21 protein-coding genes are annotated in these 22,301 nt (G+C 42.9%); 9 read left to right on the top strand and 12 right to left on the bottom strand.

The genetic code is table 11. From position 1 onward, the window contains the following. Positions 1-601 precede the first annotated feature (601 nt). The 5 genes from FHS10_RS07440 to FHS10_RS07420 all read left to right on the top strand — a co-directional run bounded on the left by FHS10_RS07440 (position 602) and on the right by FHS10_RS07420 (position 3,878). Positions 602-1,576: a hypothetical protein gene (locus tag FHS10_RS07440; RefSeq protein ID WP_259089070.1), complete on the top strand. Its 975-nt coding sequence runs from the start codon at positions 602-604 to the stop codon at positions 1,574-1,576. A gap of 76 nt (positions 1,577-1,652) precedes the next feature. Further along, positions 1,653-1,844, top strand: coding sequence for a hypothetical protein (locus tag FHS10_RS07435; RefSeq protein WP_259089069.1), 192 nt, complete (start codon positions 1,653-1,655; stop codon positions 1,842-1,844). Then, positions 1,820-2,221, top strand: coding sequence for a porin family protein (locus FHS10_RS07430; RefSeq protein ID WP_259089185.1), 402 nt, complete (start codon positions 1,820-1,822; stop codon positions 2,219-2,221). Before FHS10_RS07435 ends, FHS10_RS07430 begins: the two co-directional genes overlap by 25 nt. 101 nt (positions 2,222-2,322) lie before the next feature. Further along, the gene (locus tag FHS10_RS07425) at positions 2,323-2,895 is read left to right on the top strand and encodes an RNA polymerase sigma-70 factor (protein ID WP_259089068.1); all 573 of its coding nucleotides are present in this window, start codon (positions 2,323-2,325) and stop codon (positions 2,893-2,895) included. Continuing rightward, a complete protein-coding gene (locus FHS10_RS07420; RefSeq protein WP_259089067.1) occupies positions 2,892-3,878 on the top strand; it encodes a FecR domain-containing protein in 987 nt (328 codons plus the stop codon). Before FHS10_RS07425 ends, FHS10_RS07420 begins: the two co-directional genes overlap by 4 nt. 8 nt (positions 3,879-3,886) lie before the next feature. Here the strand turns inward: FHS10_RS07420 and FHS10_RS07415 are convergent, their stop codons facing one another. Further along, a complete protein-coding gene (locus tag FHS10_RS07415) occupies positions 3,887-5,611 on the bottom strand; it encodes a peptidase associated/transthyretin-like domain-containing protein (RefSeq protein WP_259089066.1) in 1,725 nt (574 codons plus the stop codon). A 276-nt stretch (positions 5,612-5,887) separates the two neighbouring features. On the opposite strand from FHS10_RS07415, the gene FHS10_RS07410 reads away from it, so the two are divergent. Continuing rightward, positions 5,888-6,955 carry a zinc-binding metallopeptidase family protein gene (locus FHS10_RS07410; RefSeq protein ID WP_259089065.1) on the top strand — a complete coding sequence of 356 codons (1,068 nt, stop codon included), beginning with the start codon at positions 5,888-5,890 and terminating at the stop codon, positions 6,953-6,955. A gap of 37 nt (positions 6,956-6,992) precedes the next feature. Here FHS10_RS07410 and FHS10_RS07405 read toward each other — a convergent pair whose 3' ends face one another. The 9 genes from FHS10_RS07405 to FHS10_RS07365 form a co-directional block, all read right to left on the bottom strand. Beyond that, positions 6,993-7,868 carry a transglutaminase family protein gene (locus FHS10_RS07405; protein WP_259089064.1) on the bottom strand — a complete coding sequence of 292 codons (876 nt, stop codon included), beginning with the start codon at positions 7,866-7,868 and terminating at the stop codon, positions 6,993-6,995. Between the two features lie 15 nt (positions 7,869-7,883). Then, complete coding sequence (locus FHS10_RS07400) at positions 7,884-10,433, bottom strand: circularly permuted type 2 ATP-grasp protein (RefSeq protein WP_259089063.1); 2,550 nt, start codon at positions 10,431-10,433, stop codon at positions 7,884-7,886. A gap of 23 nt (positions 10,434-10,456) precedes the next feature. Then, positions 10,457-13,816: a transglutaminase family protein gene (locus tag FHS10_RS07395; RefSeq protein ID WP_259089062.1), complete on the bottom strand. Its 3,360-nt coding sequence runs from the start codon at positions 13,814-13,816 to the stop codon at positions 10,457-10,459. 486 nt (positions 13,817-14,302) lie between these two features. After that, positions 14,303-14,884 carry an RNA polymerase sigma factor gene (locus FHS10_RS07390; protein WP_259089061.1) on the bottom strand — a complete coding sequence of 194 codons (582 nt, stop codon included), beginning with the start codon at positions 14,882-14,884 and terminating at the stop codon, positions 14,303-14,305. Positions 14,885-15,494: 610 nt separating this feature from the next. Next, positions 15,495-16,565, bottom strand: a complete 1,071-nt coding sequence (gene arsB, locus FHS10_RS07385; protein ID WP_259089060.1) for an ACR3 family arsenite efflux transporter — start codon at positions 16,563-16,565, stop codon at positions 15,495-15,497. Between the two features lie 406 nt (positions 16,566-16,971). Next, positions 16,972-17,394, bottom strand: coding sequence for an arsenate reductase ArsC (locus tag FHS10_RS07380; protein ID WP_259089059.1), 423 nt, complete (start codon positions 17,392-17,394; stop codon positions 16,972-16,974). Then, positions 17,391-17,816: an arsenic resistance N-acetyltransferase ArsN2 gene (arsN2, locus tag FHS10_RS07375; RefSeq protein ID WP_259089058.1), complete on the bottom strand. Its 426-nt coding sequence runs from the start codon at positions 17,814-17,816 to the stop codon at positions 17,391-17,393. The genes FHS10_RS07380 and arsN2 overlap by 4 nt, the downstream gene beginning before the upstream one ends. Positions 17,817-17,830: 14 nt before the next feature. Continuing rightward, on the bottom strand, positions 17,831-18,400 hold the full coding sequence (locus FHS10_RS07370) for a DUF6428 family protein (RefSeq protein ID WP_259089057.1): 570 nt from the start codon (positions 18,398-18,400) through the stop codon (positions 17,831-17,833). Positions 18,401-18,451: 51 nt separating this feature from the next. Further along, positions 18,452-18,781, bottom strand: a complete 330-nt coding sequence (locus tag FHS10_RS07365; protein ID WP_259089056.1) for an ArsR/SmtB family transcription factor — start codon at positions 18,779-18,781, stop codon at positions 18,452-18,454. A gap of 281 nt (positions 18,782-19,062) precedes the next feature. On the opposite strand from FHS10_RS07365, the gene FHS10_RS07360 reads away from it, so the two are divergent. From FHS10_RS07360 to FHS10_RS07350, 3 genes are all read left to right on the top strand, one after another. Next, positions 19,063-19,320 carry a hypothetical protein gene (locus FHS10_RS07360; RefSeq protein ID WP_259089055.1) on the top strand — a complete coding sequence of 86 codons (258 nt, stop codon included), beginning with the start codon at positions 19,063-19,065 and terminating at the stop codon, positions 19,318-19,320. Positions 19,321-19,650: 330 nt separating this feature from the next. Beyond that, positions 19,651-20,409 carry a coiled-coil domain-containing protein gene (locus tag FHS10_RS07355; protein WP_259089054.1) on the top strand — a complete coding sequence of 253 codons (759 nt, stop codon included), beginning with the start codon at positions 19,651-19,653 and terminating at the stop codon, positions 20,407-20,409. A 179-nt stretch (positions 20,410-20,588) separates the two neighbouring features. Beyond that, on the top strand, positions 20,589-20,966 hold the full coding sequence (locus FHS10_RS07350) for a hypothetical protein (RefSeq protein WP_259089053.1): 378 nt from the start codon (positions 20,589-20,591) through the stop codon (positions 20,964-20,966). A gap of 59 nt (positions 20,967-21,025) precedes the next feature. On the opposite strand, the gene FHS10_RS07345 is transcribed toward FHS10_RS07350, so the two are convergent. Both FHS10_RS07345 and FHS10_RS07340 read right to left on the bottom strand, forming a co-directional pair. Beyond that, entirely contained in the window at positions 21,026-21,418 is a 393-nt protein-coding gene (locus FHS10_RS07345; protein ID WP_259089052.1) for a hypothetical protein, read from the bottom strand. Continuing rightward, a complete protein-coding gene (locus tag FHS10_RS07340) occupies positions 21,405-22,145 on the bottom strand; it encodes a hypothetical protein (protein WP_259089051.1) in 741 nt (246 codons plus the stop codon). The genes FHS10_RS07345 and FHS10_RS07340 overlap by 14 nt, the downstream gene beginning before the upstream one ends. Positions 22,146-22,301: the final 156 nt, after the last annotated feature.

Genomic DNA, 22,301 nt, shown 5'->3' with positions numbered 1-22,301 from the left:
TAGCACTGAGCGACAGATTTTAAATTAAAGTCCCGTTGCACTCGCTGCTCCGGGACTTCCCCTAATTAAATAACGAATCTCTCGTAAAAACAAAGTCCCGTTACACTCGCTGTTTAGGGACTTTTGATTAAACTTATTAACTAATGAAGTACCCAACAGATATCTCATTATTCTACACCACAATATACAAGCTCAAAACAACTACCTATTATACAGTTTGTTATACATAATTCAGACTTAATTAAACCCAACTGTTATTATTTTATAAAACTGTAGCTAAACTGCCGTAGCTCCACAAGCAGTGGCAATATGAGCCTGTTTCCAAATTGTCACACCTAAACCAAAATACTCGTGTTTTACACACCAATAAAAACAGTGCAAGGATAAAAGATCAGATGATTGCCCAATTGCGCTGTTAAACAGGAATATAATTGGCTTTAAAATACAACGAACCTCCCGGCCTTCACTTGGGCTTAAAAAGACACCGTTCTGGCAGGTGCATTATGTTATCTAACAAAAATCGCGTGATTTTTTTTGCAAAGAGTAAGGGTAAAGTGAAAACTGCGGGCTATAGCTTCAAATACAAATTAAATAGAAGACAATGAACCGCAGAATTTACAAACAGCACAAAGGGGCAATAACCATGATTGCTTTTACATTGCTCCTGTTAGCATGTACATGTCAACATCTTTATGCCCAGGGAACGGGCCGGGCAAAAATAAATGTGGGCCTTATTTACCCCCTGAGCACAAACTGGACAAACGCCCCAAAAGATTCAAATACATTTTCACTGAACCTGATAGCCGGTGTATCCCGTTCTGAAAAAGGTATGAGCCTGGCAGGGTTTTCCAATATTGTAAGGGAAGATGCAGATGGGCTTCAACTTGCAGGCTTCTCCAATCACATAGGTAACAATGCCAAAGGCAGCATGATAGCCGGATTTTTAAACACCTATGGAAATGGCAAAGGCACTGCCATTGCCGGCTTCGCCAATGTGGCCCATAAAAACAGCGGGGTACAAATTTCGGGATTCTTAAACGTTGCAAAAACTGTTAAAGGTATACAACTTTCGTTTTTAAACATTGCAGATACGGCCGGTCTGCAAATTGGTGTAATCAACCTGTCAAAAAACGGAGAGAAAAGCTTCGGCTTAACTATTGATGAAAATCAAACCCTGATGCTCACTTTTCGTTCGGGCGGCAAATGGCTTTACGGCATACTTGGAACTGGCTACAACCTGCACAATAACAAAGCAAAATATGCTTATGAAACTGGCCTTGGGCTTCACATATACACGGCAAAATCTTTTCGCCTGAGTACCGAAATTGTAGCCGGCGGTCTTAACAGCTTCAAAAAGGGTGATTATTTGAAAGCATCGGCCAGGTTATTACCGGCGCTTAAGCTGTCGCATTCCATTGAGTTGTTTGGCGGGCCGTCGTTAAATTTTGTATATACCAATAACCCAGAAGGTATCAACCTCACCAAAAACCGAATTTCCAGCTGGTACTCCAATAACAACCGCAGCCTTGACGCGCTCACTTTTGGCTATACAGCAGGGATACAAGTGGCATTTTAATAACTATCAATGCCTGCTTTTTTTACGCAGTGATCTTATTTATACACAACATCAATTAATCATAACAAGAACATCCATGAAATCAATTAAATTCATTGTGCCGGCTGTGCTGCTGGCTTTAAGTATCAACGCTGCCAAAGCCCAAACCTCCGATGTCGAGATCGGGATTAAGGCCGGGGCAAATGTTTCCACCTTAAGAACAGGACTAAATGCGGTTACCGATAAGTCTGGCAAAACGGCTTTATTGCAGGCGTATTTGCCAGGGTAGGTAAAACATGGTTTTTTCAGCCCGAAGTAAATTATGTTACGTTTAGCGACAAATACAACTTCAACTCAGCTTCTTATAACGCTAAATTCAGGCAAATCAATGTGCCTTTAATGATAGGTTATAAGGTACTGAATACGGCAGATATGAATGTACGTGTTTCTGCAGGCCCCGATCTTTACTACAACCTCAACAAGCCGGTAGCACCCGCAGGCTCCAGCTACAAGAAACTAAGTGTTGGAAATGTGATCAATGCCGGCGTCGATATTGGCAGCCTCACCATTGACGCCCGGTATAGCCTTGGTCTTAGCAACCTAAACAAAACACTTGGGCAAAAGGCCAATATCTTTAGTCTTGGGGTAGGTTTTAAATTTCAATAGCTAAATTTGACATGAAGGTAACTGCTTCGGGCGGTTATCTTCATTAAAAAAACCCTCATTAAATGCAATCATTTTTACACTGCCGAACTTTATAGCCGCGGATGGACAATCAGATTATAACGGCCATGCCTACCGATAAGGATGAGGTTATTTTTGAACAGCTTTTCAAAGCCCATTTCAGGCAACTGCATGCTTACGCTTATACCTTATTGAAGGACTGGGATACAGCAGAAGAAATTGTGCAGTGCTTATTTCTTCAACTTTGGGAAAGTAACAAATGGCAGGCTGTCGCGGCTGTAAAGTCTTACCTGTACAAATCGGTTTATTACGATAGTCTTAATTATCTCCGGCGGCAAAAAGTAGCGGTTAAGTATGAAAACTTTACGGCAAATTCAATGAAAAACGAAACAGACGATGCCGCGGGCAAACTAAATTTAAGCGAGTTGGAAAGGCACCTGGATACCGCGCTTCACAAATTGCCGGATAAGTGCCGCGAAGTGTTCCAGCTTAGCCGATTTGAAGAATTAAAATATAAGGAGATAGCCGATCACCTGGATATTTCGGTTAAAACAGTAGAAACCCATATGAGCAAAGCACTGCGGATACTGAGAACAGAATTGAAAGAGTTTTTACCATTTTTTATTGTTATGTTATTAAATATGTTCCGATCATGAAACAGGAAGTAAGCGAAGAGCTACTGATCAGATATATACTGAAAGAGGCCACTGCCGGCGAAGAACAGGCTGTTAACAACTGGATTGCCCAAAATGAAGCCAACGCCAGGCAACTGGAAGGGATGAAAATGATCTTTGAATCGGGCAAGCGGCTTACCCCCGTTAGCCCTTTAACAGAAACACAGGCATGGGATAAATTTAAACAGCTACGCACCGAAAGACAACCGGAGGACGCAAAAGTTAGAAAGATGTACCCTGCTGCAAGTTGGCTTAGGATAGCGGCTGCGGTTACCATTTTTGCAGGCGCAGGATGGTTGATATCTTATGTGTTGAAAACCAGCACTGACAATGCAGGGAATACCGTAAGCATCCGTACAGCCAATAATGTAAAGACCGTAACACTTCCGGATGGCTCTGTCATCTACATTAATAAAAACTCCGTTTTAATCTATGCCGCAGATTTCGGATCGCACCGGGCTGTGACCCTAACAGGCGAAGCTTTTTTTGAAGTAAAACACAATGAGCAGGCACCATTCACCGTAACAACAAATGGCATTTTAATCAAGGATATCGGAACTACGTTTAATATAAACGGCACGCATCATCGTACAGAAATAGTTGTAGAAAGCGGAATTGTGCAGGTAAGCCATACATCGGGCGCGGTTAAACTTAACGCCAATGAAATGGTTGTTATCAAGCCCGGCGACAAGCAATTGTCCGTTCAAAAAAGTACGGATATGTTATATAATTACTATCGTACCAATCAATTCGTGGCTGTTAATACACCGCTTTGGAGGCTGATTGAAGTTGTGAACGAAGCTTATGGTTCAAACATAATTATAGCAAACCAATCCCTGCTTAATGAGCCCATCACCGTTACCATTAAACGGGAGGATTCTCTGGCCACTATTTTGAACGTAATCAAAGACACCACACCATCATTACATATTGTGCAAACAGGCAATGGGTTTTCAATTCAATAAACAAGTAATCACCATAAATACTGTAACCCACCGGTAAAACCGATATCAAAAACTGTTGAACCGCTTCCGTTACTATGCCGGCTAAGCACCCATCCGTTAACGGTTGCATCAGAAGCCTGGTCGGCATATATTCCCTGCAGGGATGGACCAGCGAAAACCCTTAAACAACGGGTAAATTTGTAACCTGGTAAAAGTCTCAGGCCACCAACCTGGTACAGCATTTTCCGGTCGTTAAAAACAAGCTGACTAAAATATTCCCCATCTAAAGAAAACCGCTGCCGGGGGATGATGTGAATCCCCAAGCCGAAATTAGCGGCATAGGTGGGCTGGGCATCAAACTTAAACCCAAGGCCTATCACACCATAAAGCACACGGCCGCCCGATCTGAAGTCGACATGAGTGAACAGCGATTCATCGGTACTTACAGCAAGGCTTTTTTCGCCGTTGCGGATAAAATTGACCAGGCCAATGGGATAATCACTACTATCGGCAATGTTTACAAGCGTAGCAATCTGCAGGCCTTTTACCTTTTTCGCCACATTAGCAATGCTTGCGAATTGCCATCCCGTTTGTCCCGACGACCAGTTTGCCAGGCCCGCCAGTTGAAGCCCCTTTGTTTCGGCTGCCACATTCAATAAACCGCTCAATTGCAGCCCGGTGTTTAACCCTTTGGTTTGGTTAACCAGCCCAGCCACTTGCAGGCCATTGGCTTCCCCATTGATATTGGCAAAACCGCCAAGTTGTACTCCCGATGTGCTTTGCAGTACGTTGTTGAAAATACCCGCGGCTTGAAAACCGCTTACCTGGCCGCCAACCATATTGAAAATTCCGGCGGCCTGAAAATATCTCATGTTTTTACGGTTGATATTAAATAGCCCCGCAAATTCAAATCCGTTGATGCCGGCAGTATAGCCACCCAATAAATTGAGTGAAAAATGATCAATTACCTGGCTGTTAAACATACCATGCGAACTTAGCCCGGGTGTAAGTGAGATTTGGTAAGGACTTGCGGCAAAATAATTGCCAAGGTTTATGCCTTGCATCAATTGTTTGGAGCTGATAAAAAAACGGGCGAAGCGGTTAGATTCAACCGACTTGCCAGCCTCCTCCGGATAATACTGGTATTTTTTTTCGTCCGTACGGGAATAAACATGAACCTCGTTTAGCATAAACAGCGAAGTATCACGATAACTTTCTTTACTCACCGTTAAAACAACAGCGCCGGTAAAACCCTTAAGCTTAAGTTCAAAATATCCCTGCTTATCTGTTATTGCCGAAACCAGCAGGTTTTTTTCGTAAACACTCGCATGATCTATCCGGGTATGGTTTCGGTCGTCGCTTACGTAGCCTTTTATGATGCCTTCATTGGGGCCGAGCATATTAACCTCGGCGGTAATAAAAAGCCTGTTTGGGGCGTGCCGGAGCACTACATAGCCGGCTACCTCTTTAAATTCATAATTACTGCCCAGCAACCTATCAAGCAGGCTAAACAACGAACCCCGATAAGCAGGTAAAGATACCAGGCTATCTGCCGGTACTGTTTTATTATTATAGGCAAAACTGAAACTGCCATTGTTTGATATTTTATCAAGCACCTTGCCAATAGGTTGCTGTTTAATATCAGCAAGAATAATTTCCTTATTTAAATTATTCTGGGCAAAAAGCGCCGGGCAAAAGAGTAAAGATAACGAGGTGATGTAGATGAGCAGGAACGCTTTGCGAGTTTTAGGCATTTAGTAAAATTTAATGAGTAACCGGTTTACCGGCATAACATAATACGGTAACGCTGTTAAGTCACGCAAATGGAACTTTACCCTTAGCCACTTGTGTAATTTTATTTAAATAATTCCGCTCAAATAAGCGCACGTTAGTAACCGCGACAAACTTCAGTAAATTTCTGTTACGTTGCTCAACATGTTTGTAAAATCTATCCCGCTCCTATTTTCATTTCTTCAAAACCCGTCGCTATAAAATCTGTTAACACACAAGCTATTACATAAAAACAACCTATGAAACTATTTAAATGTACCAATTGCGGTCAACTATTATATTTTGAAAACAGCGTTTGCGAGTCGTGCAAAAACTCACTGGGCTTTGTTCCAGAAGATGTAAACCTGGTTACTTTAACACCCGCCGAAAATGAGGTTTATAACCTTTACGACGACAAAAAATCACAACAGTACAAATACTGCACAAATCACCAGTTTGATGTATGTAACTGGCTCATTCCGGCCGACAGTGCCGACACTTTTTGCCGGGCCTGCGAGCTTAACCATATTGTGCCCAATCTAACCGATCCCGAACATCAAAGGCAATGGCAACTGATTGAGGTTGCCAAACACCGGCTCATTTATACCCTGCTACAAATGCAGCTCCCGTTGGTGAGCAAACTACAGGACATGGAAAAAGGCCTTAGTTTCGATTTTTTGACTGATGTTAATGCCGTACAAAAGGTATTAACCGGTCACGAGAACGGACTGATCACCCTTAACATCAACGAGGCTGATGATGATAAGCGTGAGCTATCCCGCAAGGAAATGAACGAGCCTTATCGTACACTATTGGGCCATTTCAGGCATGAGGTTGGCCATTATTACTGGGACAGGTTGATTGACAACAGCCCATTTATTGATGAATACCGTCAATTATTTGGCGATGAACGGCAGGATTACACACAGGCCCTGCAAAACCATTACAACCAGGGCGCGCCTGCCGACTGGAATTTAAACTTCATCAGTTCATACGCCAGTTCGCACCCCTGGGAAGATTGGGCCGAAACCTGGGCACATTACCTGCACATTATTGATACCCTGGAAACCGGCGACTCCTTTGGTATTAAAGTGGCGCCACGCTTAGCCGGTAACGACCAAAGTTTGCAGGCCACCATCAAAACAAATCCTTATGAGCAGGCAAATTTTGAGGCATTGATTGATATGTGGTTGCCGTTAACCTTCGCCATGAACAGCATGAACCGCAGCATGGGCAACCACGATTTGTATCCTTTTGTAATTCAACCCCAAGTAATCGAAAAGCTAAGCTTTATACACAAGGTTTGTTTTGCGTCGAAGGTGAAGTAATTGACATTTAATGTAGTGGTGGCTTATTTAGCCATCACTATTCTACCCTACTCACATCAACATTTACAAACATCCGCTGCCCGGCACCGCTGTAGACAATGCCCTTAAGAGGTACAACATCGGCAAAATCGCGTCCGATAGCGGTGCGGATGTGACGGTCATTCACCAGCAGATTATTGGTAGCATCAAATTCTGTCCAGCCTACAGTTGGAATATACAATGCTATCCAGGCATGCGAAGCATCGGAGCCAAATAGCTTGGGTTTACCCGGCGGCGGCAGGGTTTCAATATAACCGCTTACGTATCGGGCAGATAGGCCAATGGAGCGCAGGCAAGCCAATGTAAAATGCGCAAAGTCCTGGCATACGCCTTTTCTATGTAAAAAAACCTCCTCAAGCTTGGTACTTACGTCGGTAAAGCCAGGAGTAAAATCAAAGTCGTTAAAGATGCGCGAATTAAGATCGAGCATGGCCTCCATGATAGGCCTGCCCGGTGTAAATGATTCTAATACATAGTCCTGTATACCCGGAATAAATACGACATGATCCGATTCGAGGTAAAATTGCCTGATATCGTTTTCGGCTTCTGTACTTCGCAACCAGCTTACCACGTTTTCCCAGGGCATTGTATTTTTAGGAATGGCATTGATCCAAACCGGTTCAGCAATTTTAACTTCACTTTTGATCTCTACGCTAAGCTTTTTATGAAACTCTTCGATAGAAAAGTAGATGAACTTGTTGTTGAAAAAGTCTTCCCTCGTCACCAAAAAATGAGGCTCGGGCTCAATTTGATAATGCACTTTCTCCACTTCCTGAAAACTATGGTTAACCGGCACCTGGTAAACCAGGTTATGGCATAATGATGCCGGGAGCTGGTATTCGTACCGGGTGATATGGGTGATCCTGTATTTCATGAGCGTTGGAATCTGTTATAACTCGGGCAGTGCATTATTACTTTTTACAAAACTGTATTGGCTTTGGGTTGGACTAAAATAGCTCTCAAATATAATGGTTGATGCCTGCCCCAATAACACAATGAGGTGACTTAAAAACCGGCTCAATTCTTTTTTATTAGGAGCATTGTCACCCGGTGCTACCATCTTATTTACATCGCAAAGCCTGATCATGGTTAAAGCTTCCAACAGTTTTTTGTGGGCCGGGCTAAGGCCTTCGTCAGTATGACTGTATGGCAAATGGTTCAGATGTTCATCAATTTTTGAGATCAAAAAAGCAACAGATTTGGGGTTATCCTCATTAATCAACAATAAATTTAATACTCCTGGCAGTTGTAATGTTGAACGGTATAAATAACGATAGGTAACCAGGCTTTCGTTACACATCAGCACCAGTTCCATCAATTGTTTCTCTACATCGGGTGTAACATTATTAGCCAGTGTAGCTTGTAAAATAGTGCAGGTATTAACCGATGACTCTAAAAAACGACCGATATTCAACAACCGCCAGCTTGATGCCCTGGTCATGTTATCGTTATTAAGGCCGATAAAAGCCATGAGCTTGATAATAAACTGATCGAGGTTATGGTATATCTTCCGCAGATCGTTGCCATTGTCTTTCATCAGCTCAAATTCTTCAGATATGCTATCCAAAATTCGCCAGGTATCCAGGCTTAGTCTATCCCGCACCGCATAGCCATTGGTTAAAAATGATTGTAAGGATTGAGCCAATGATCCGGGCCTGCTTGTGTCAACCGCCAACGAAAGTAATTCCTGTTCAGGCTGTCTTAATTTACTTTGATCGGGCGCGGTAAAACCAGGCAATGTCCCCGTTAGGGCACTTAAGCTTTTAAGTAGTATTACCAGCGTTTGATCAGATTCGGGGTGAATTTCGTCGTCGCGCTCGTTGTAAATTTTAAGTACGATACGCATCATCCGTACATTGCTTACTGCCCTATCCAAATAACGGCCTAACCAAAATAAACTCTCGCCGGTGCGGCTGGGCAAAATATTCTTAACCTGCCGTAGTATTGGTTGGTTTACAGCCGGTTTTGTTTCATTTACCGGCGATGGCCCCAATACCCAGGTATCTTTACTAATCCCGCCAGATTGGTTTGAGATGATAAAATCACCTTTAGCCGGAAAGCTTCGCGACAGGCCACCGGGCATTACGTGGTAAGCCTGCTTATCCATATCGGCAACAATGTAACTCCTGAAAACCGCGTTGCAGGCTTCTAAATTATTTTCGATTAAAGATGGCGTAGTACTAAAACTCACAAACTCCTGTGCTACATATAAATATGGACGGGTATTTATCTCTTTCCTAAGCTCGTCTATTTGTTTTTTACTCAGTTCGCTGCCTACGTAGGGTACATTCTCGTTACTGCGGTAAATGGAGCGGATAATGAGGAAAGGCAAGTTATCCAGCACGTATTTTTTCTCCTTTTCGTGCCCGCACCACCAGGTGGCTACCGATGGCAGAATCAATTCTTCGTTCAGCAAATGCCGGCTTAAGCGTGGTAAAAAAGCCATTAAACCGGGATTTTCTAATATTCGGCAACCTAATGGGTTGATGATAGTCACTTTCTTTTGCCTCACGGCTTCCATTAAACCAACGACCCCTAAATGTGAATCGCCTAAAAACTCCAGCGGATCGCAGTAAATATCATCAACACGCCTCACAATAACATCTACCTTTTCTAGCCCGCGCAGGGTTTTAAGCCATACATAGCCATCACTTACCGTTAAATCCTGCCCGAAAGCCAGGGTAAAGCCCAATGACGATGCCAGGTAGGCATGCTCAAAATAAGTTTCGTTTGCGGTACCGGGCGATAACAACACCACCCGCGGGTTCTCTTTATTTTGTAACGCGAGTTTGGTAAGCGTATTTTTTAGCGTTTGATAATAGGATGATATTTTACGCACCTGGTTCTCGCGGATCAGATCGGGAAATACCCTGGTCATGGCGGCCCTGTTTTCAAGCGTATAACCTGCTCCAGATGGTGCATCGGTACGGTCATGCAGTACCCAAATTTTGCCCGCCGGGCCACGCACCAAATCGGCAGAGTACTGGATAAGCTGAAACTTGCCGGGTATTTTGATCTTATCGGCCTGGCGTAAAAAGCCTTTATGGGTAAACACCATTTCAAAGGGGATGAAGCCCTCTTTGATCAGCTTACGCTCGCCATAAATATCTGATAATATCAAATTTAACAGTTCGGCGCGCTGGGCCAGGCCCCGTTCAATATTCTCCCACTCCTGCTGGCTAAACACCATAGGCACAGGGTCGAGTTTCCAGGGGCGGTTAATCCCATCGGGGTCGCTGTATACATTGTACGTAACCCCGTTGTCGCGCAGTTCCTGGCCAATTTCCCTGCTCCGGTGCTCCATCTTTTCAATACCCAGCTCATCATAAGCGTGGGCAAGCTTTTTCCAATGTTCGCGCACCACACCTTCGGGCGCGGCAAGCTCATCAAAAAAAGGTTTGGCAGTTTCACGGCTCCGCTGCAGGTAAGTTTCAATCATGTTCCAAATCTCTTATTTTTCTGCTATAAATTCTTAGCATTTTTATATCGCCTCAAATCCATAGTATACGGGTATTCGGGGCTAACCACCTCATTGGTGATGGTATACTGCGGCAGTATATTCATTTTGGTAACAAAACGCCCACCCGCGGCCTGCTGACTAACAGCCGGTTCCACCAGATTAACGGAGTGCCCAAAATCAAAGAAACGTGAAATAATACGAGATTCGGCCTCGTAGCTGTTTACCGGGAAGGTATCATAACTGCGCCCACCCGGGTGCGATACATGGTACTGGCAAGCTGCAATTGATTTCTGTGTCCAGGTATCAAACAGGTCGAACACCAGCGGTGTATCGGTACCAATAGTTGGGTGCAGGGCCGAAGGCGGCTGCCAGGCCCGGTAACGCACCCCGGCAATGTATTCGCCCTGTACTCCGGTGCTTTTTAGCGGAATTTTTAAGCCATTGCACAAAAATGTATAGCGGGAATCGGTAAGTCCGGATATTTTAACCTGGATACGCTCCAGCGATGAATCAACAAAGCGGGAGGTGCCGGTGCTCGACATTTCTTCGCCAAGCACATGCCATGGTTCAATAGCCATTTTGATCTCGATATTGATATCATCAACCTGCAACTCACCAAGAAATGGGAACCTAAAGCTGAAGAAAGGTTCAAACCAGGAGATATCGAAGCCGTAACCTGCATCGCGTAAGCTGTTTACAACCTCAGTCATGTCCTTGTAGCAGTAATGCGGCAGCAGGAAACGATCATGCAGTTCGGTTCCCCAACGCACTAATTTATGGTTGTAAGGTGTTTTCCAGAACCAGGCCAGCAGCGTTCTGATAAGTAAGAACTGCACCATACTCATACGATAATGCGGCGGCATATCAAAGCCCCTGAACTCCAGGATACCTAAACGACCGCTTGATGAATCGGGCGAGTAAAGCTTATCGATACAAAACTCCGACCGATGTGTATTACCCGTAATATCCGTTAAAAAGTGACGGAAGATCCTATCCACCAGCCAAAAAGGCACTTCGCCTTCGGCATGATCCGGCACCTGCTGAAAAGCAATTTCCAGCTCATATAGGGTTTCCATCCTACCCTCGTCAACCCGTGGTGCCTGGCTTGTTGGCCCAATAAACTGGGTAGAGAACAGGTATGACAAACAAGGGTGATGCTGCCAAAAGGTAATGAAACTGCGCAAAATATCAGGCCTACGCAACAGCGGACTATCAGACGGAACTTCGCCGCCGAGGGTTACATGGTTACCACCCCCGGTGCCGGTATGCCGCCCATCTATATTAAATTTCTCTGTAGCCAGCCTTGATTCGGCAGCTTTTTTATACAGGATGTCGTAGTTTTTAGCCAGTTCGCGCCAGCTTGCTGCCGGGTGGATGTTCACTTCGATAACCCCCGGATCTGGTGTGATCATCATTTTGGTGATGCGGTTATCGGCAGGCGGATCATATCCCTCTATCAAAACCGGCATATTTAATTTTTCGGCTGTACGCTCAACGGCGTTAACCAGGTACAAATAGTGCTCAAAATAGCTTGTAGGCGGGAAAAAGATGAACAGTTTGCCCTGTCTAACTTCAACTACCATAGCGGTTTTAAATATGATTTTGCTATTGTTAAACTTAGCTCCTGCTTCGGGAATTAAGCCATCCCCTTCGGGCAGCGCATCCACATCCGCAAACAGGCTTCTCTCCGGCAGCTCTTCCTGCTCGGCAGGATCAAAATACTGGATAGAATCCAGCGGTAACCGTAAGCCAACCGGCGAATTTCCCGGCACCAAAAACAGGTTTTTACGACGGAACGACCATTTACAACTTTGCCAATTGCTGCTTTCCAGGTCCCATTTTATGGGTACTACGTAGCCAACAGGCTCATTCAGACCGGTATTCAGCAGCTCGGCCAGCTTCTGTCGCTCCAAAGGTGATTTCAGGTCGACCTTGAGCGGATCAACATTGATAGGCGTTTTGCTCTCCTCCCATAAAAAGTAAAAAGGGTCCTCATAGGTAGGCGCTATATTTTTGGTATCCAGGTGCAGCTCATCGCTAAGCCCACGCATAAATTTTTTGGCATCCTTTGCTGTGAGACCGTAATCTTTTGACAAATCGGCCATCAATGTATCGTTATTCCACAGCGGTACATTATCCTTACGCCAGTAACAGGCTAATTTCCAGCGCGGTAAAGGCTCACCGGGGTACCATTTACCTTGTCCGTATTGCATGAGTGCGCCATGACCATATTCGTTTTTAAGCTTGTGGAACAGGATGTTTGACAGGCGGCGTTTATGCTCACCATCGGCTGCCGAGTTCCATTCGGGGGCTTCATTATTATCTACTGATACAAAAGTTGGCTCGCCGCCCATGGTGAGGCGCACGTTGTTGGCGGCAAATTCTTCATCTACCTTATCGCCAAGTGCCATAATATCAACCCATTGCTCATCAGAGAAGGGCTTGGTTACCCGTGGTTTTTCCTCAATGCGGGTAATGGTATTTTCAAAATGGAACTTCGTTTCGATGGGCTCGGCCGAGTCGCTGATGATACCACCGCTGATGGGCGCCGCGCTTTGCGGATCGGGCGTGCAGGCAAGCGGGATATGCCCCTCGCCCGCAAATAAGCCCGAAGTAGGATCGAGCCCTACCCAACCAGCTCCGGGCAGGTAAACCTCTGTCCAGGCGTGCAGGTCGGTAAAGTCTTGTTCCGGGCCTGAGGGACCTTCAAGTGACTTAATATCAGGCTTTAACTGCACCAGGTAACCGGATGCAAAGCGGGCAGCTAACCCAAAATGCCGCAGTAACTGCACAAACAACCAGGCTGTATCCCGGCAGGAACCCGACTTCAATTCCAGCGTTTCTTCGCAGGATTGCACACCCGGCTCCATACGGATATTGTATGATATCTCGTTGTAAAGCAATCGATTAAGTGTTACTAAAAAATCCTGGGTTACCGCGTTTTTCTTGAGCAGCTCACTGGCTTTCTCGGTGAGATCCATTAACAGGGGGCCACGCTCGGTGATCTCCAGGTAGGGGATCAGGTTCTTTTGCAGCGCTTCATCGTATTCAAAGGGGTAGTGATTTGCGTATTCCTCCACAAAAAAGTCGAAAGGATTGATCACCACCATATCCGCAATTACCTCAACATCAATAACAAACTCATTCACTTTCTCGGGAAACACGATGCGGGCGAGGTAGTTGCCAAAGGGGTCCTGCTGCCAGTTGATGAAGTGGTTTTCAGGCAAAATCTTCAGCGAGTAGCCCTTGATCATGGTACGCGAGTGGGCCGCGGGGCGCAAACGGATAACCTGGGGCGACAACGTTATATGCCGGTCGTATTTATAACTTGTAAAATGACGAATTGCTACTTTTATTGACATAAACGATGTTTTATGTTATAAACATAGCCTATTTACAGTAAAAAACGCAACAAACCCACCCCTATTTTATAAAAATTCAAAACAATTATAACATTTATAAAAAAGGACAAACCCGGTTATGATTTTTCTAATCTTTTTGGAGGCAACTGTTTTTTATGGCGATGACCTGTTTAAAATGAGTGCAAAAATGCCGCGACATTTTTGCACTCATTTTTGAATCCTATTTTTAATGCTTTTGTTAGTTTTTGTGGCGTTTTAAGCACTTTATAGAAACCTACAGGTCACTTTTATACTATTTACCGATATCCTTTCTATTACCTTTGGATCACCTTTCTGCTACTTTTCTATCACCATTGTTTTCTTTTCAGCTTAATTCGGAAATCTTTATTGATTTTGACAGGATAAGCATCCCACACCCACCGTTTGGTATGTTTATTAATTGGCAAAAATTGGGGATGGTCATCATCCCCAAAAACTAAAACCGGATTATTTAAAAAGCTGCGCTACCATTAAAATACCACAGGCATATTTGAGGCAGCTACGCAGATGTTTGAGAGCGATGGTGAGCTGGTTCTCGACGGTACGTTTGGAGATGCCCAGCTTATCGGCAATTTCCTGGTTTGAGAGTTGCTCGGCCCTGCTCATGTAAAAAATTTTCTGGCAACGCTTGGGAAGGTGTACCAGGTGGTGCGCCAACTCCTGCTGAAACTCCTGGGTCATAATGTGGTCTTCGCCGGTATTGTTGTTAAGGGGTGCCTTAACCTTCATGTCATCAAGAGCCAGCATCACGGGTGCCTTAGCCAAACGCATGCGGTTATAAACCTGGTAGCGTACGGCAGTAAGCAAAAAAGCGGGGAAAGAATCGATAACTAATATATGCCGGCGGTTCCAGATGTTTAAAAACACATCGTGTACCAGTTCCTCGCTGGCCTCGCGGTCTTTAAGGTACAGTTGCGCGGTCTTGAAAAGCCTTACCCAGTACCTGTCGAAAAGAGTGGTAAAAGCTGATTCATCGTTCAGACAAATGGCAGCCCATAATCCGGCATCATCAAGTTGGGTGTTGGGCATATAAAAGGTTGAGTAAAAGTATAAAAAGCGCCGAAATTATTCAATGTTTTATTTTTTGAAAATAATTTCAAAAGCAAACTCTGGCTTTTAAACTCAAATATCCGTTTACTAACTGGCAATAAAATCAGTGTATTCTATAATTTACAATTGTGCATGAGCTACGGCCATGCCTTTTAGATATTTCTATTTAGATACTTAGAAGCTGTTTAAAAATGGTTTCGTAAAATATTATAGTACAAAAAAAATCGTCATTGCAAGTTTTAAAATCCGACGGACTATGAAGGTGGAAATGACAAAGCGAATTGAAACCCAATGTCATGCTGAACTTGTTTCGGCACCTCACTCGCTAAGTATACATCATGCGGATTACCTGTCATGTAGGGTCCCGAAACAAGTTCGGGATGACTTCCATTTTTATAACTTGTCATGGGCAGGCACGAAGCACTCACACGCTAAACAGGCAGATTTGCGCAGTTTGCGATTGCTTGGTGCCTCGCAATGACATAGCTTTATATTGCCATTTTCCCCTTCACAGTCCGCAGATTTTACAATCCGCAATGACGATTTTAGATATTGATAACCAACAATCTAAGCGACGAAAGTTTAGGCATTAACGGTTAACGGTATAATATTTTTTACGGAAATAAAAGGCCAGGTTAACTAAAGCGATAAGGGCCGGCACTTCAACCAGGGGGCCGATCACCCCGGCAAAGGCTTCGCCCGAGTTGATACCGAATACTCCAATGGCAACGGCAATGGCTAATTCAAAATTGTTACCGGTTGCTGTGAAAGCGATAGAGGTGCTCCGCGAGTAATCTGCCCCAAATGATTTGCCGATGAAGAAACTCAACACAAACATGATGGTAAAATAGATTACCAATGGGATAGCGATGCGCAATACATCAAAAGGAATTTGAACAATCAAATTGCCTTTCAAACTAAACATCACCACAATGGTAAATAATAAGGCGATCAACGTTATCGGAGAAATAAAGGGCACATATTTAGTTTGAAACCATTCTTCGCCTTTGATCCTGATTAAGGTGTAACGGCTGATAACACCGGCTGCAAACGGGATGCCCAAATAGATGCCTACGCTTTTGGCGATCTCGCCGATGGTGATGTTCACCGCCAGGCCCTTCAAACCAAATAAGGGCGGCAACACGGTAATAAACAGGTATGCATAAACGCTATAAAGCAATACCTGGAAAATGCTGTTCAAGGCGATTAAACCGGCGGCATATTCACGGTTACCTTCGGCCAGTTCGTTCCAAACCACTACCATGGCAATACAGCGGGCCAGCCCTATCAATATTAATCCAACCATATACGCAGGATGATCTCGCAATAAAGTAATGGCCAGTACAAACATCAATATGGGCCCGATGATCCAGTTAAGGATCAGCGACGCGCTCAGCACTTTAGTATCCTTAAATACTTCGCCCATGTTTTCGTACTTCACTTTGGCCAGTGGCGGGTACATCATCAGGATGAGCCCGATAGCTAAAGGGATATTGGTAGTTCCGCTGGAAAAAGAGTTGATAAAGCCGGAGGACGAGGGAATGAAATAGCCCACCGCCACACCAATAGCCATAGCCAGGAAAATCCAAAGTGTGAGGTAGCTATCAAGGAAGCTTAGTTTTTTCCGTTCGGCCACCGGGGCGCAATTGTTTGCTGACATGATTTATGTGTTATTATTAATTGTTTTATTGCTATTTAACGACTGGCTCAATTCAAATCGCCGCATTGATAAAGCCCCTTCTAACCTCCTCAGGAAGCTACTATGTGTACATATCTTTTGAAATCTTATCACTGAAACAAAAACGTTGTCATTTCGAACGAACCTGTGAGGAATTGTGCGCCGGAGGTGAGGAGAAATCTTATGCGAGTGACAATCTACATCTGATGGTCGCTCGTATAAGATTTCTCTTTCGCACCCCGCTCATCTCCCCTCCTTCGCTCTATCGAAATGACATTTTTTTAGTTTAGAAAGAGATGTACACACAGTAGCCCCGGGAAGGGGCAACTTTTAAAAGTCGGCGACAATTTGATTTACCCCCCTTAAGCATTGGTTGAACCAAAAAAGATTAGTTAACCTGTTGGGTTACAAAATTGGCACAATATGCTTTCACCATATCCCGCACCCTCCTAAACTCGTTCATTACTTCATCCGGTGTACCGGTAGCTTTGGCAGGATCGGGGAAGTTATGATGAAAACGCTCTACCTTACCCGGAAAGAACGGGCAGGCCTCGTTGGCGTTATCACATACGGTGATCACCTGGTCGAAAGGGATGGCCAGGTATTCATCCACATGGTTTGATGTGTGGTTGGAGATATCAATATGATCCTCGGCCATCACTTGAATGGCTTTAGGGTTTACGCCGTGGGTTTCGATGCCCGCGCTGTAAACATTGGCTTTATCGCCGGCAAAAAAACGCAAATAACCTTCGGCGAGCTGACTGCGGCAACTATTGCCGGTACATAGCACTAATATGTTTTTCTTATTCATAATTCTTTTTTCATCACTATGGCAGATACCGGGCAAACATGGCTAAACTCCGATGAGCGCTGCACCTCTGCGGGCACGTCCTCCCGGGCTATTTTGGTGAAACCTTTTCGCTCAAAATATGCGGGTGCAGTTTCGGTAAGCAGGTACATAGCCTGCAAACCCTTTAAGCGGCTCATCGCCTCTAACCTGTTGAACAGTTTACCGGCAATACCAAAACTTCTTTTTTGGGGTTGTACCGCTACCGAGCGCAGCAAGCCATAACGCGTGTATATTTCAATACCTGCAACGCCAATTACGCTGCCATCCTGTATGCCAACAATAAAATTGTCCAGCATTTCGGGCAAATCGGCTACCGGCAGCTTTTCGGCCGCCAGCAGTTCAATCACCTGGTTCCTGTAGGGTTGAGCCTGTTGTATGATCATATTTATACTATTATTTAACAGCAGCCTCCGCCCGGTGTGCAGCAGGCTTCGGCAGTGGCAGCAAGGTTTACTAATTGTACTTTCGGTTTTTCGGCTACCACGGGTGCGCAGCATTCTTCGCCTTTATCATTGGTACCACAGCTACCGCCGCGGGCAATGGCTTTACATTGTACAGCATCAGGGCGCAGGTCGACGGTAAGACTGGTGCCATCCACAATCATTTCATTAGGAAACATCTGGCGGGTATCAAACTCCGAATTGCCAAACTCTATCTTTACCGTTCCATTCGGGTTTAGCGGCAATATCTTTTCTACAATATCAACTATCGATAATGCTTTGCCTACCTTCATGGAGCGTTCCTGTTCCTGGTTCTCGGGCACCCAAAGCTGTACAATGATCTCCGTCCAGGCGTTCATTTTGCCACCACAATCTACCGATGTGATGGGCGCTTGTTTGATCTCGGTGATATGGTAAGCCGCGTCTACCAGTTTGCCTTCCGCGTATTGAAATTGAAGGTCGAGGCCGGGATGTTGCAGCAGGGTTTCTTTAAAAGTTTTCCAGTTAATGGCTTCTACATTATTCATGATTTTTTCAATTATTAATCGTAATATTACGATGTATTTAAACAAAAAATTTTAACAGCAGCTATTCGTATCCTTATATAAAGCAAACAGCGTATTCAATTCATTTTGCAGGTTTTTCCAGGCCTTGGGCTCAATGCAGTAACAGATGCTTACGCCCTCAATTGTACCTTGTATTAAACCCGCGTTTTTCAGTTCTTTTAAATGCTGCGATATGGTAGCCTGGGCCAGGCCCAACTCGGTAACCAGGTCGCCGCAAATACAGGCGTTGGCTTTAATCAGCTCCTGCAAAATGGCAATGCGTGCCGGGTGCGCAATGGCTTTTAATTGCACCGCCAGCCGGTTCTGCTCTTCGGTATATATTTCTGATTTGGTGACGCCCATAATTATATCGCAATATTACGATTGATTATTGGGATATCAAAATTTGAGGGGAAAAATTAAGCAAATTACTTAGCTACCGCGAGTTTAGCGTAGCGTAACTCGTGGTAATATCAAAATTTGGGGAGATTAAATTGATATTAAATGCTTCGTTAGGATTCTTACTCTCTGCTATGATGTTGGGTTAAGGATTTTTTGATTACAAAAACAGGGTGTTTTCACGGGTTGTTTATTGGCAAATCTAATTGTAAATTAGATACTTAAATCCTTAATCTTATTTATATATGAAAAAGTTATTATTAATTGTATCGGCAATCGCAATTTGCGTTTTAACAGTAGTTGGTGTTAAGTCTGTCTTTGCGTCAACTCAATCTTCAGAGCAGCTATTTGATGTTGTAACATTAAATGAACCTATCGGAAAGTTTGGTAGCATTAATAATTGTATAGTAAAGCATGACAAGGACGGATATAAGGTTGTGGCTATGACCAATATTTTGGATAATGGCAAACTTATGGTTCTCATTGCTTTCGCTAAAAAATAGATTAGCTACCGCGAGCTTAGGGATGCAGTATTGGGATCAGCGAAAAGCCTAATCTTTTGAATTGAAGTTAGCTACCGCAATTTTCAATTGCAAGACTTTTTGATTTTATCATTGACATAACATAGTTTTAAGGCCACAAACGACTTGCGTATTAAATGGAGGCATATCTTATTTATTATGGTATTGATTTCGCAGTTGGGATAAGACACAAGAGAAATGTCCGAGGCGGAAAGTTTTGATTATATTTAGGTAATATTGCAAGAATGGTACAAAAAAAGTACTATCGAACCTAAAAATATACACCCAATAAGTTCAATGAATATTCACAAAATGAGTTTAACGAACGTCATTATCATATGCACTGTTGTTGCAGGCACCTTCGCACTCACTGTCGCTATCCTACAAATCATAAAGCAAATTAAAGATGCGGAAGCAAATACAATAGTAGCCGAAAAAAATGAGGCAAAGCAAAAGGAGATAAGCGATTTACAATTTAAACTCCTAAGTCATAGTGATGATATTATTAAAACTCAACAAACTGTCCTTGAACTTCAAAATGAATTAAATGAAAAAAATAAAAAAATTCAAGAATTACAAAACAGAACGTTAAACAATATAACTGGTGGAAAAAGTGTTCCAACTCTTAAATTTAGTGTTCGGGGGCCAATCGGTATTCGTATTGACATTAGTAATTTGACGCGGTTCCCAATTAGAAATATTTCTATTCAATTAGACCGAATTGTGCAGGATTATTTTACATATGACAGCAGTGGTACTGGTCATAGCGATAACCCTCACGCGTTCAAATCAATAGATTTAGATATAGGTGATTTACCAATCAATTTTACTAAAACCATTTATGATGAAGTATATCCTGAAAAAATTGATAATTTCGATTATCTGTATCGAGTTAGATGGTTAAATGGATATTATAGTGGAAAATTTAAGGTAGTTAAAGCCCAAAATAGAGATTTTAAGATTACCGACAATATTGTTCAATATTACTCTAAAGGTTCTGATTGCAACAAAGCTGTCTATATCAATGGCGAATTGTCTCCCACAGAATTACCTGAAAGAACTAAGCCGTAAAGTAATACGTAATTTAAGATTTCAACTTAAATTACCCACCTAAGCAGGCGATGCTTAAGTTGTAATGTTGTATATAGCTTAGTTTTCAATTTAAATTAACAAACCACGAGTTAGGCTAAGCTAAACTCACAGCAGCTGACATAACATAGCTTTAAGGCCACAACCTACTTGCGTATCAAATGAAGGTATATCTTATTATAATACTGGGTGCATTTGCATTCTCACTGAACTCGTGCAAAAGATATGAAGACGAAAAGTTTAGCAAAACCAAATGGACAACTAAGAATGACATGGATTATCCTATGAGAGAACCTATTTTGAATGATTTAATTAAAAACCACAAATTGAAGGGTTTAACATATAAACAGCTAATTGATTCCCTTGGCGAATCTGCCAACTATGGCGACGTTAAGGATAGCATCTATTATAATATCACCGTTAACTATGGATACCTTGATCCTAAATCAGGAAAGTACCTGGTATTGTCGTTAAATAAGGATTCTATCATTAATGGCTTCAAGGTAGTCCAATGGCATAACAGGCATGTAAACGAGTAAGAACTTTAGCTACCGCGAGTTTATTGATTCATTAATTTATAGTTTTATTAAATTATAAATTACCCCGCTACTAATTTATAGTAACCCTCGGCCTTCATTTCAGTTGAAAGCTTATCAATCGCTTTATCAACAGGAGCGGCTTTCTTTGCATGACTATCATCTAATACTTCGTGAAAGAGTTTTTTTAAAATATCCAGATACATATCAACATCAACAACCCCGTCTTTAGATAATGTAGTAAAAACGTCCTGGCGGATATTTTTTACCAGGTAGTTTCCAAATTGCTCTTTAGTGACACTATATGCTTCTAATGCTTCTGGAAACGAAAGAATTTTCCTTTGTACAGCGCTGTGTACAACCATACATTGCCTTTCAAGTTCATAGGCTTTATCGTGGAAAAATTCCTCTCCAACATGCGCAGCTTCCGTATATTTCGACCTATCGGGTAACATAATTTTTAAAGTTAGTAAAATCTTTCTGGTTCATCAAGTCCAATTCGCCGTGCCAGTCACTTCCTTTTAGCGTATTTTCCATATAAGCAAGTCTGCCCCAATCCTCCATCGGAAAATTAGTTCCATTTGGTTCATTATCATAATATGCTTTGTAAAATCGTTCAACAACATTGAATTGGTGATCACTCAAATCCTTTTTAGCAGAATTTAAAATCGTGGTGACTTCCGCCTTTTCAATTGCCTTAAATCCAAATTTAGCCCAAATAAATCCGCCATCTTTTAGCGTCGCATGGACTTTTATTTTGTTAACCCCTAAATTTATATACTGTTTCAAACAACAGGCGGTCACCTTAATAGACAATCGTTGCATTCGGGCAGATAGAGGAAGATTAAAATAATCATGCTCAACAATTAATTGATCGGGATATCTAATAAAAGATCTTTCAAAGATCAAGTCCCGATCATCGTCGTTGTGATCGGTTGCGTACAAACCAACTAACAGCATTGGAGGAGGAGTATCACTCATATCCACTGTTTGCATTAAACTCCCTTCTGCGGTAGGCTTTAACAAATCTGTTATTTCATTTAAAAACGCAAAAATCTCTAATCCTGCAAAATGTTCATTTATAAATTCAGCGGGATATTTTGATTCAGTATGTTCTATTTTAAAGCCTATTGACCTTACTTTATCAATTTCATCCGTCGAGACCTGGTGTGCATTTTCCATTTAAGTTGATTAGCGATTAAAGGTTTAGAATCATTATGCCTGGTAAAAACAAAAGTAAAATAATTTAGCTGCCGCGAGTTTAGCGTAACGGCGGATTTGGATCTACAAACTTTTTCCTGAATGCATTCAACTATATTTGGCCCTTAAGACAATATC

Origin of the sequence: Mucilaginibacter dorajii (genome assembly GCF_024808255.1) — a bacterium.
In the GTDB taxonomy this organism is placed as follows: domain Bacteria; phylum Bacteroidota; class Bacteroidia; order Sphingobacteriales; family Sphingobacteriaceae; genus Mucilaginibacter; species Mucilaginibacter dorajii.
The sequence above is the reverse complement of the archived record's forward strand: the minus strand, read 5'-3'. Positions and strand labels throughout refer to the sequence as shown.

Bases quoted from the DNA above. Each gene is read 5' to 3' on its own strand.
- FHS10_RS07365 (WP_259089056.1), bottom strand. From the start codon at position 18,781: ATGGGCGTCACCAAATCAGAAATATATACCGAAGAGCAGAACCGGCTG.
- FHS10_RS07370 (WP_259089057.1), bottom strand. From the start codon at position 18,400: ATGAATAATGTAGAAGCCATTAACTGGAAAACTTTTAAAGAAACCCTG.
- FHS10_RS07340 (WP_259089051.1), bottom strand. From the start codon at position 22,145: ATGGAAAATGCACACCAGGTCTCGACGGATGAAATTGATAAAGTAAGG.
- FHS10_RS07345 (WP_259089052.1), bottom strand. From the start codon at position 21,418: ATGTTACCCGATAGGTCGAAATATACGGAAGCTGCGCATGTTGGAGAG.
- FHS10_RS07355 (WP_259089054.1), top strand. From the start codon at position 19,651: ATGAGTTTAACGAACGTCATTATCATATGCACTGTTGTTGCAGGCACC.
- FHS10_RS07400 (WP_259089063.1), bottom strand. From the start codon at position 10,433: ATGATTGAAACTTACCTGCAGCGGAGCCGTGAAACTGCCAAACCTTTT.
- FHS10_RS07435 (WP_259089069.1), top strand. From the start codon at position 1,653: ATGAAATCAATTAAATTCATTGTGCCGGCTGTGCTGCTGGCTTTAAGT.
- FHS10_RS07360 (WP_259089055.1), top strand. From the start codon at position 19,063: ATGAAAAAGTTATTATTAATTGTATCGGCAATCGCAATTTGCGTTTTA.
- FHS10_RS07425 (WP_259089068.1), top strand. From the start codon at position 2,323: ATGGACAATCAGATTATAACGGCCATGCCTACCGATAAGGATGAGGTT.
- FHS10_RS07405 (WP_259089064.1), bottom strand. From the start codon at position 7,868: ATGAAATACAGGATCACCCATATCACCCGGTACGAATACCAGCTCCCG.
- FHS10_RS07390 (WP_259089061.1), bottom strand. From the start codon at position 14,884: ATGCCCAACACCCAACTTGATGATGCCGGATTATGGGCTGCCATTTGT.
- FHS10_RS07410 (WP_259089065.1), top strand. From the start codon at position 5,888: ATGAAACTATTTAAATGTACCAATTGCGGTCAACTATTATATTTTGAA.
- FHS10_RS07415 (WP_259089066.1), bottom strand. From the start codon at position 5,611: ATGCCTAAAACTCGCAAAGCGTTCCTGCTCATCTACATCACCTCGTTA.
- FHS10_RS07350 (WP_259089053.1), top strand. From the start codon at position 20,589: ATGAAGGTATATCTTATTATAATACTGGGTGCATTTGCATTCTCACTG.
- FHS10_RS07440 (WP_259089070.1), top strand. From the start codon at position 602: ATGAACCGCAGAATTTACAAACAGCACAAAGGGGCAATAACCATGATT.
- arsN2 (WP_259089058.1), bottom strand. From the start codon at position 17,816: ATGATCATACAACAGGCTCAACCCTACAGGAACCAGGTGATTGAACTG.
- FHS10_RS07420 (WP_259089067.1), top strand. From the start codon at position 2,892: ATGAAACAGGAAGTAAGCGAAGAGCTACTGATCAGATATATACTGAAA.
- FHS10_RS07395 (WP_259089062.1), bottom strand. From the start codon at position 13,816: ATGTCAATAAAAGTAGCAATTCGTCATTTTACAAGTTATAAATACGAC.
- arsB (WP_259089060.1), bottom strand. From the start codon at position 16,565: ATGTCAGCAAACAATTGCGCCCCGGTGGCCGAACGGAAAAAACTAAGC.
- FHS10_RS07380 (WP_259089059.1), bottom strand. From the start codon at position 17,394: ATGAATAAGAAAAACATATTAGTGCTATGTACCGGCAATAGTTGCCGC.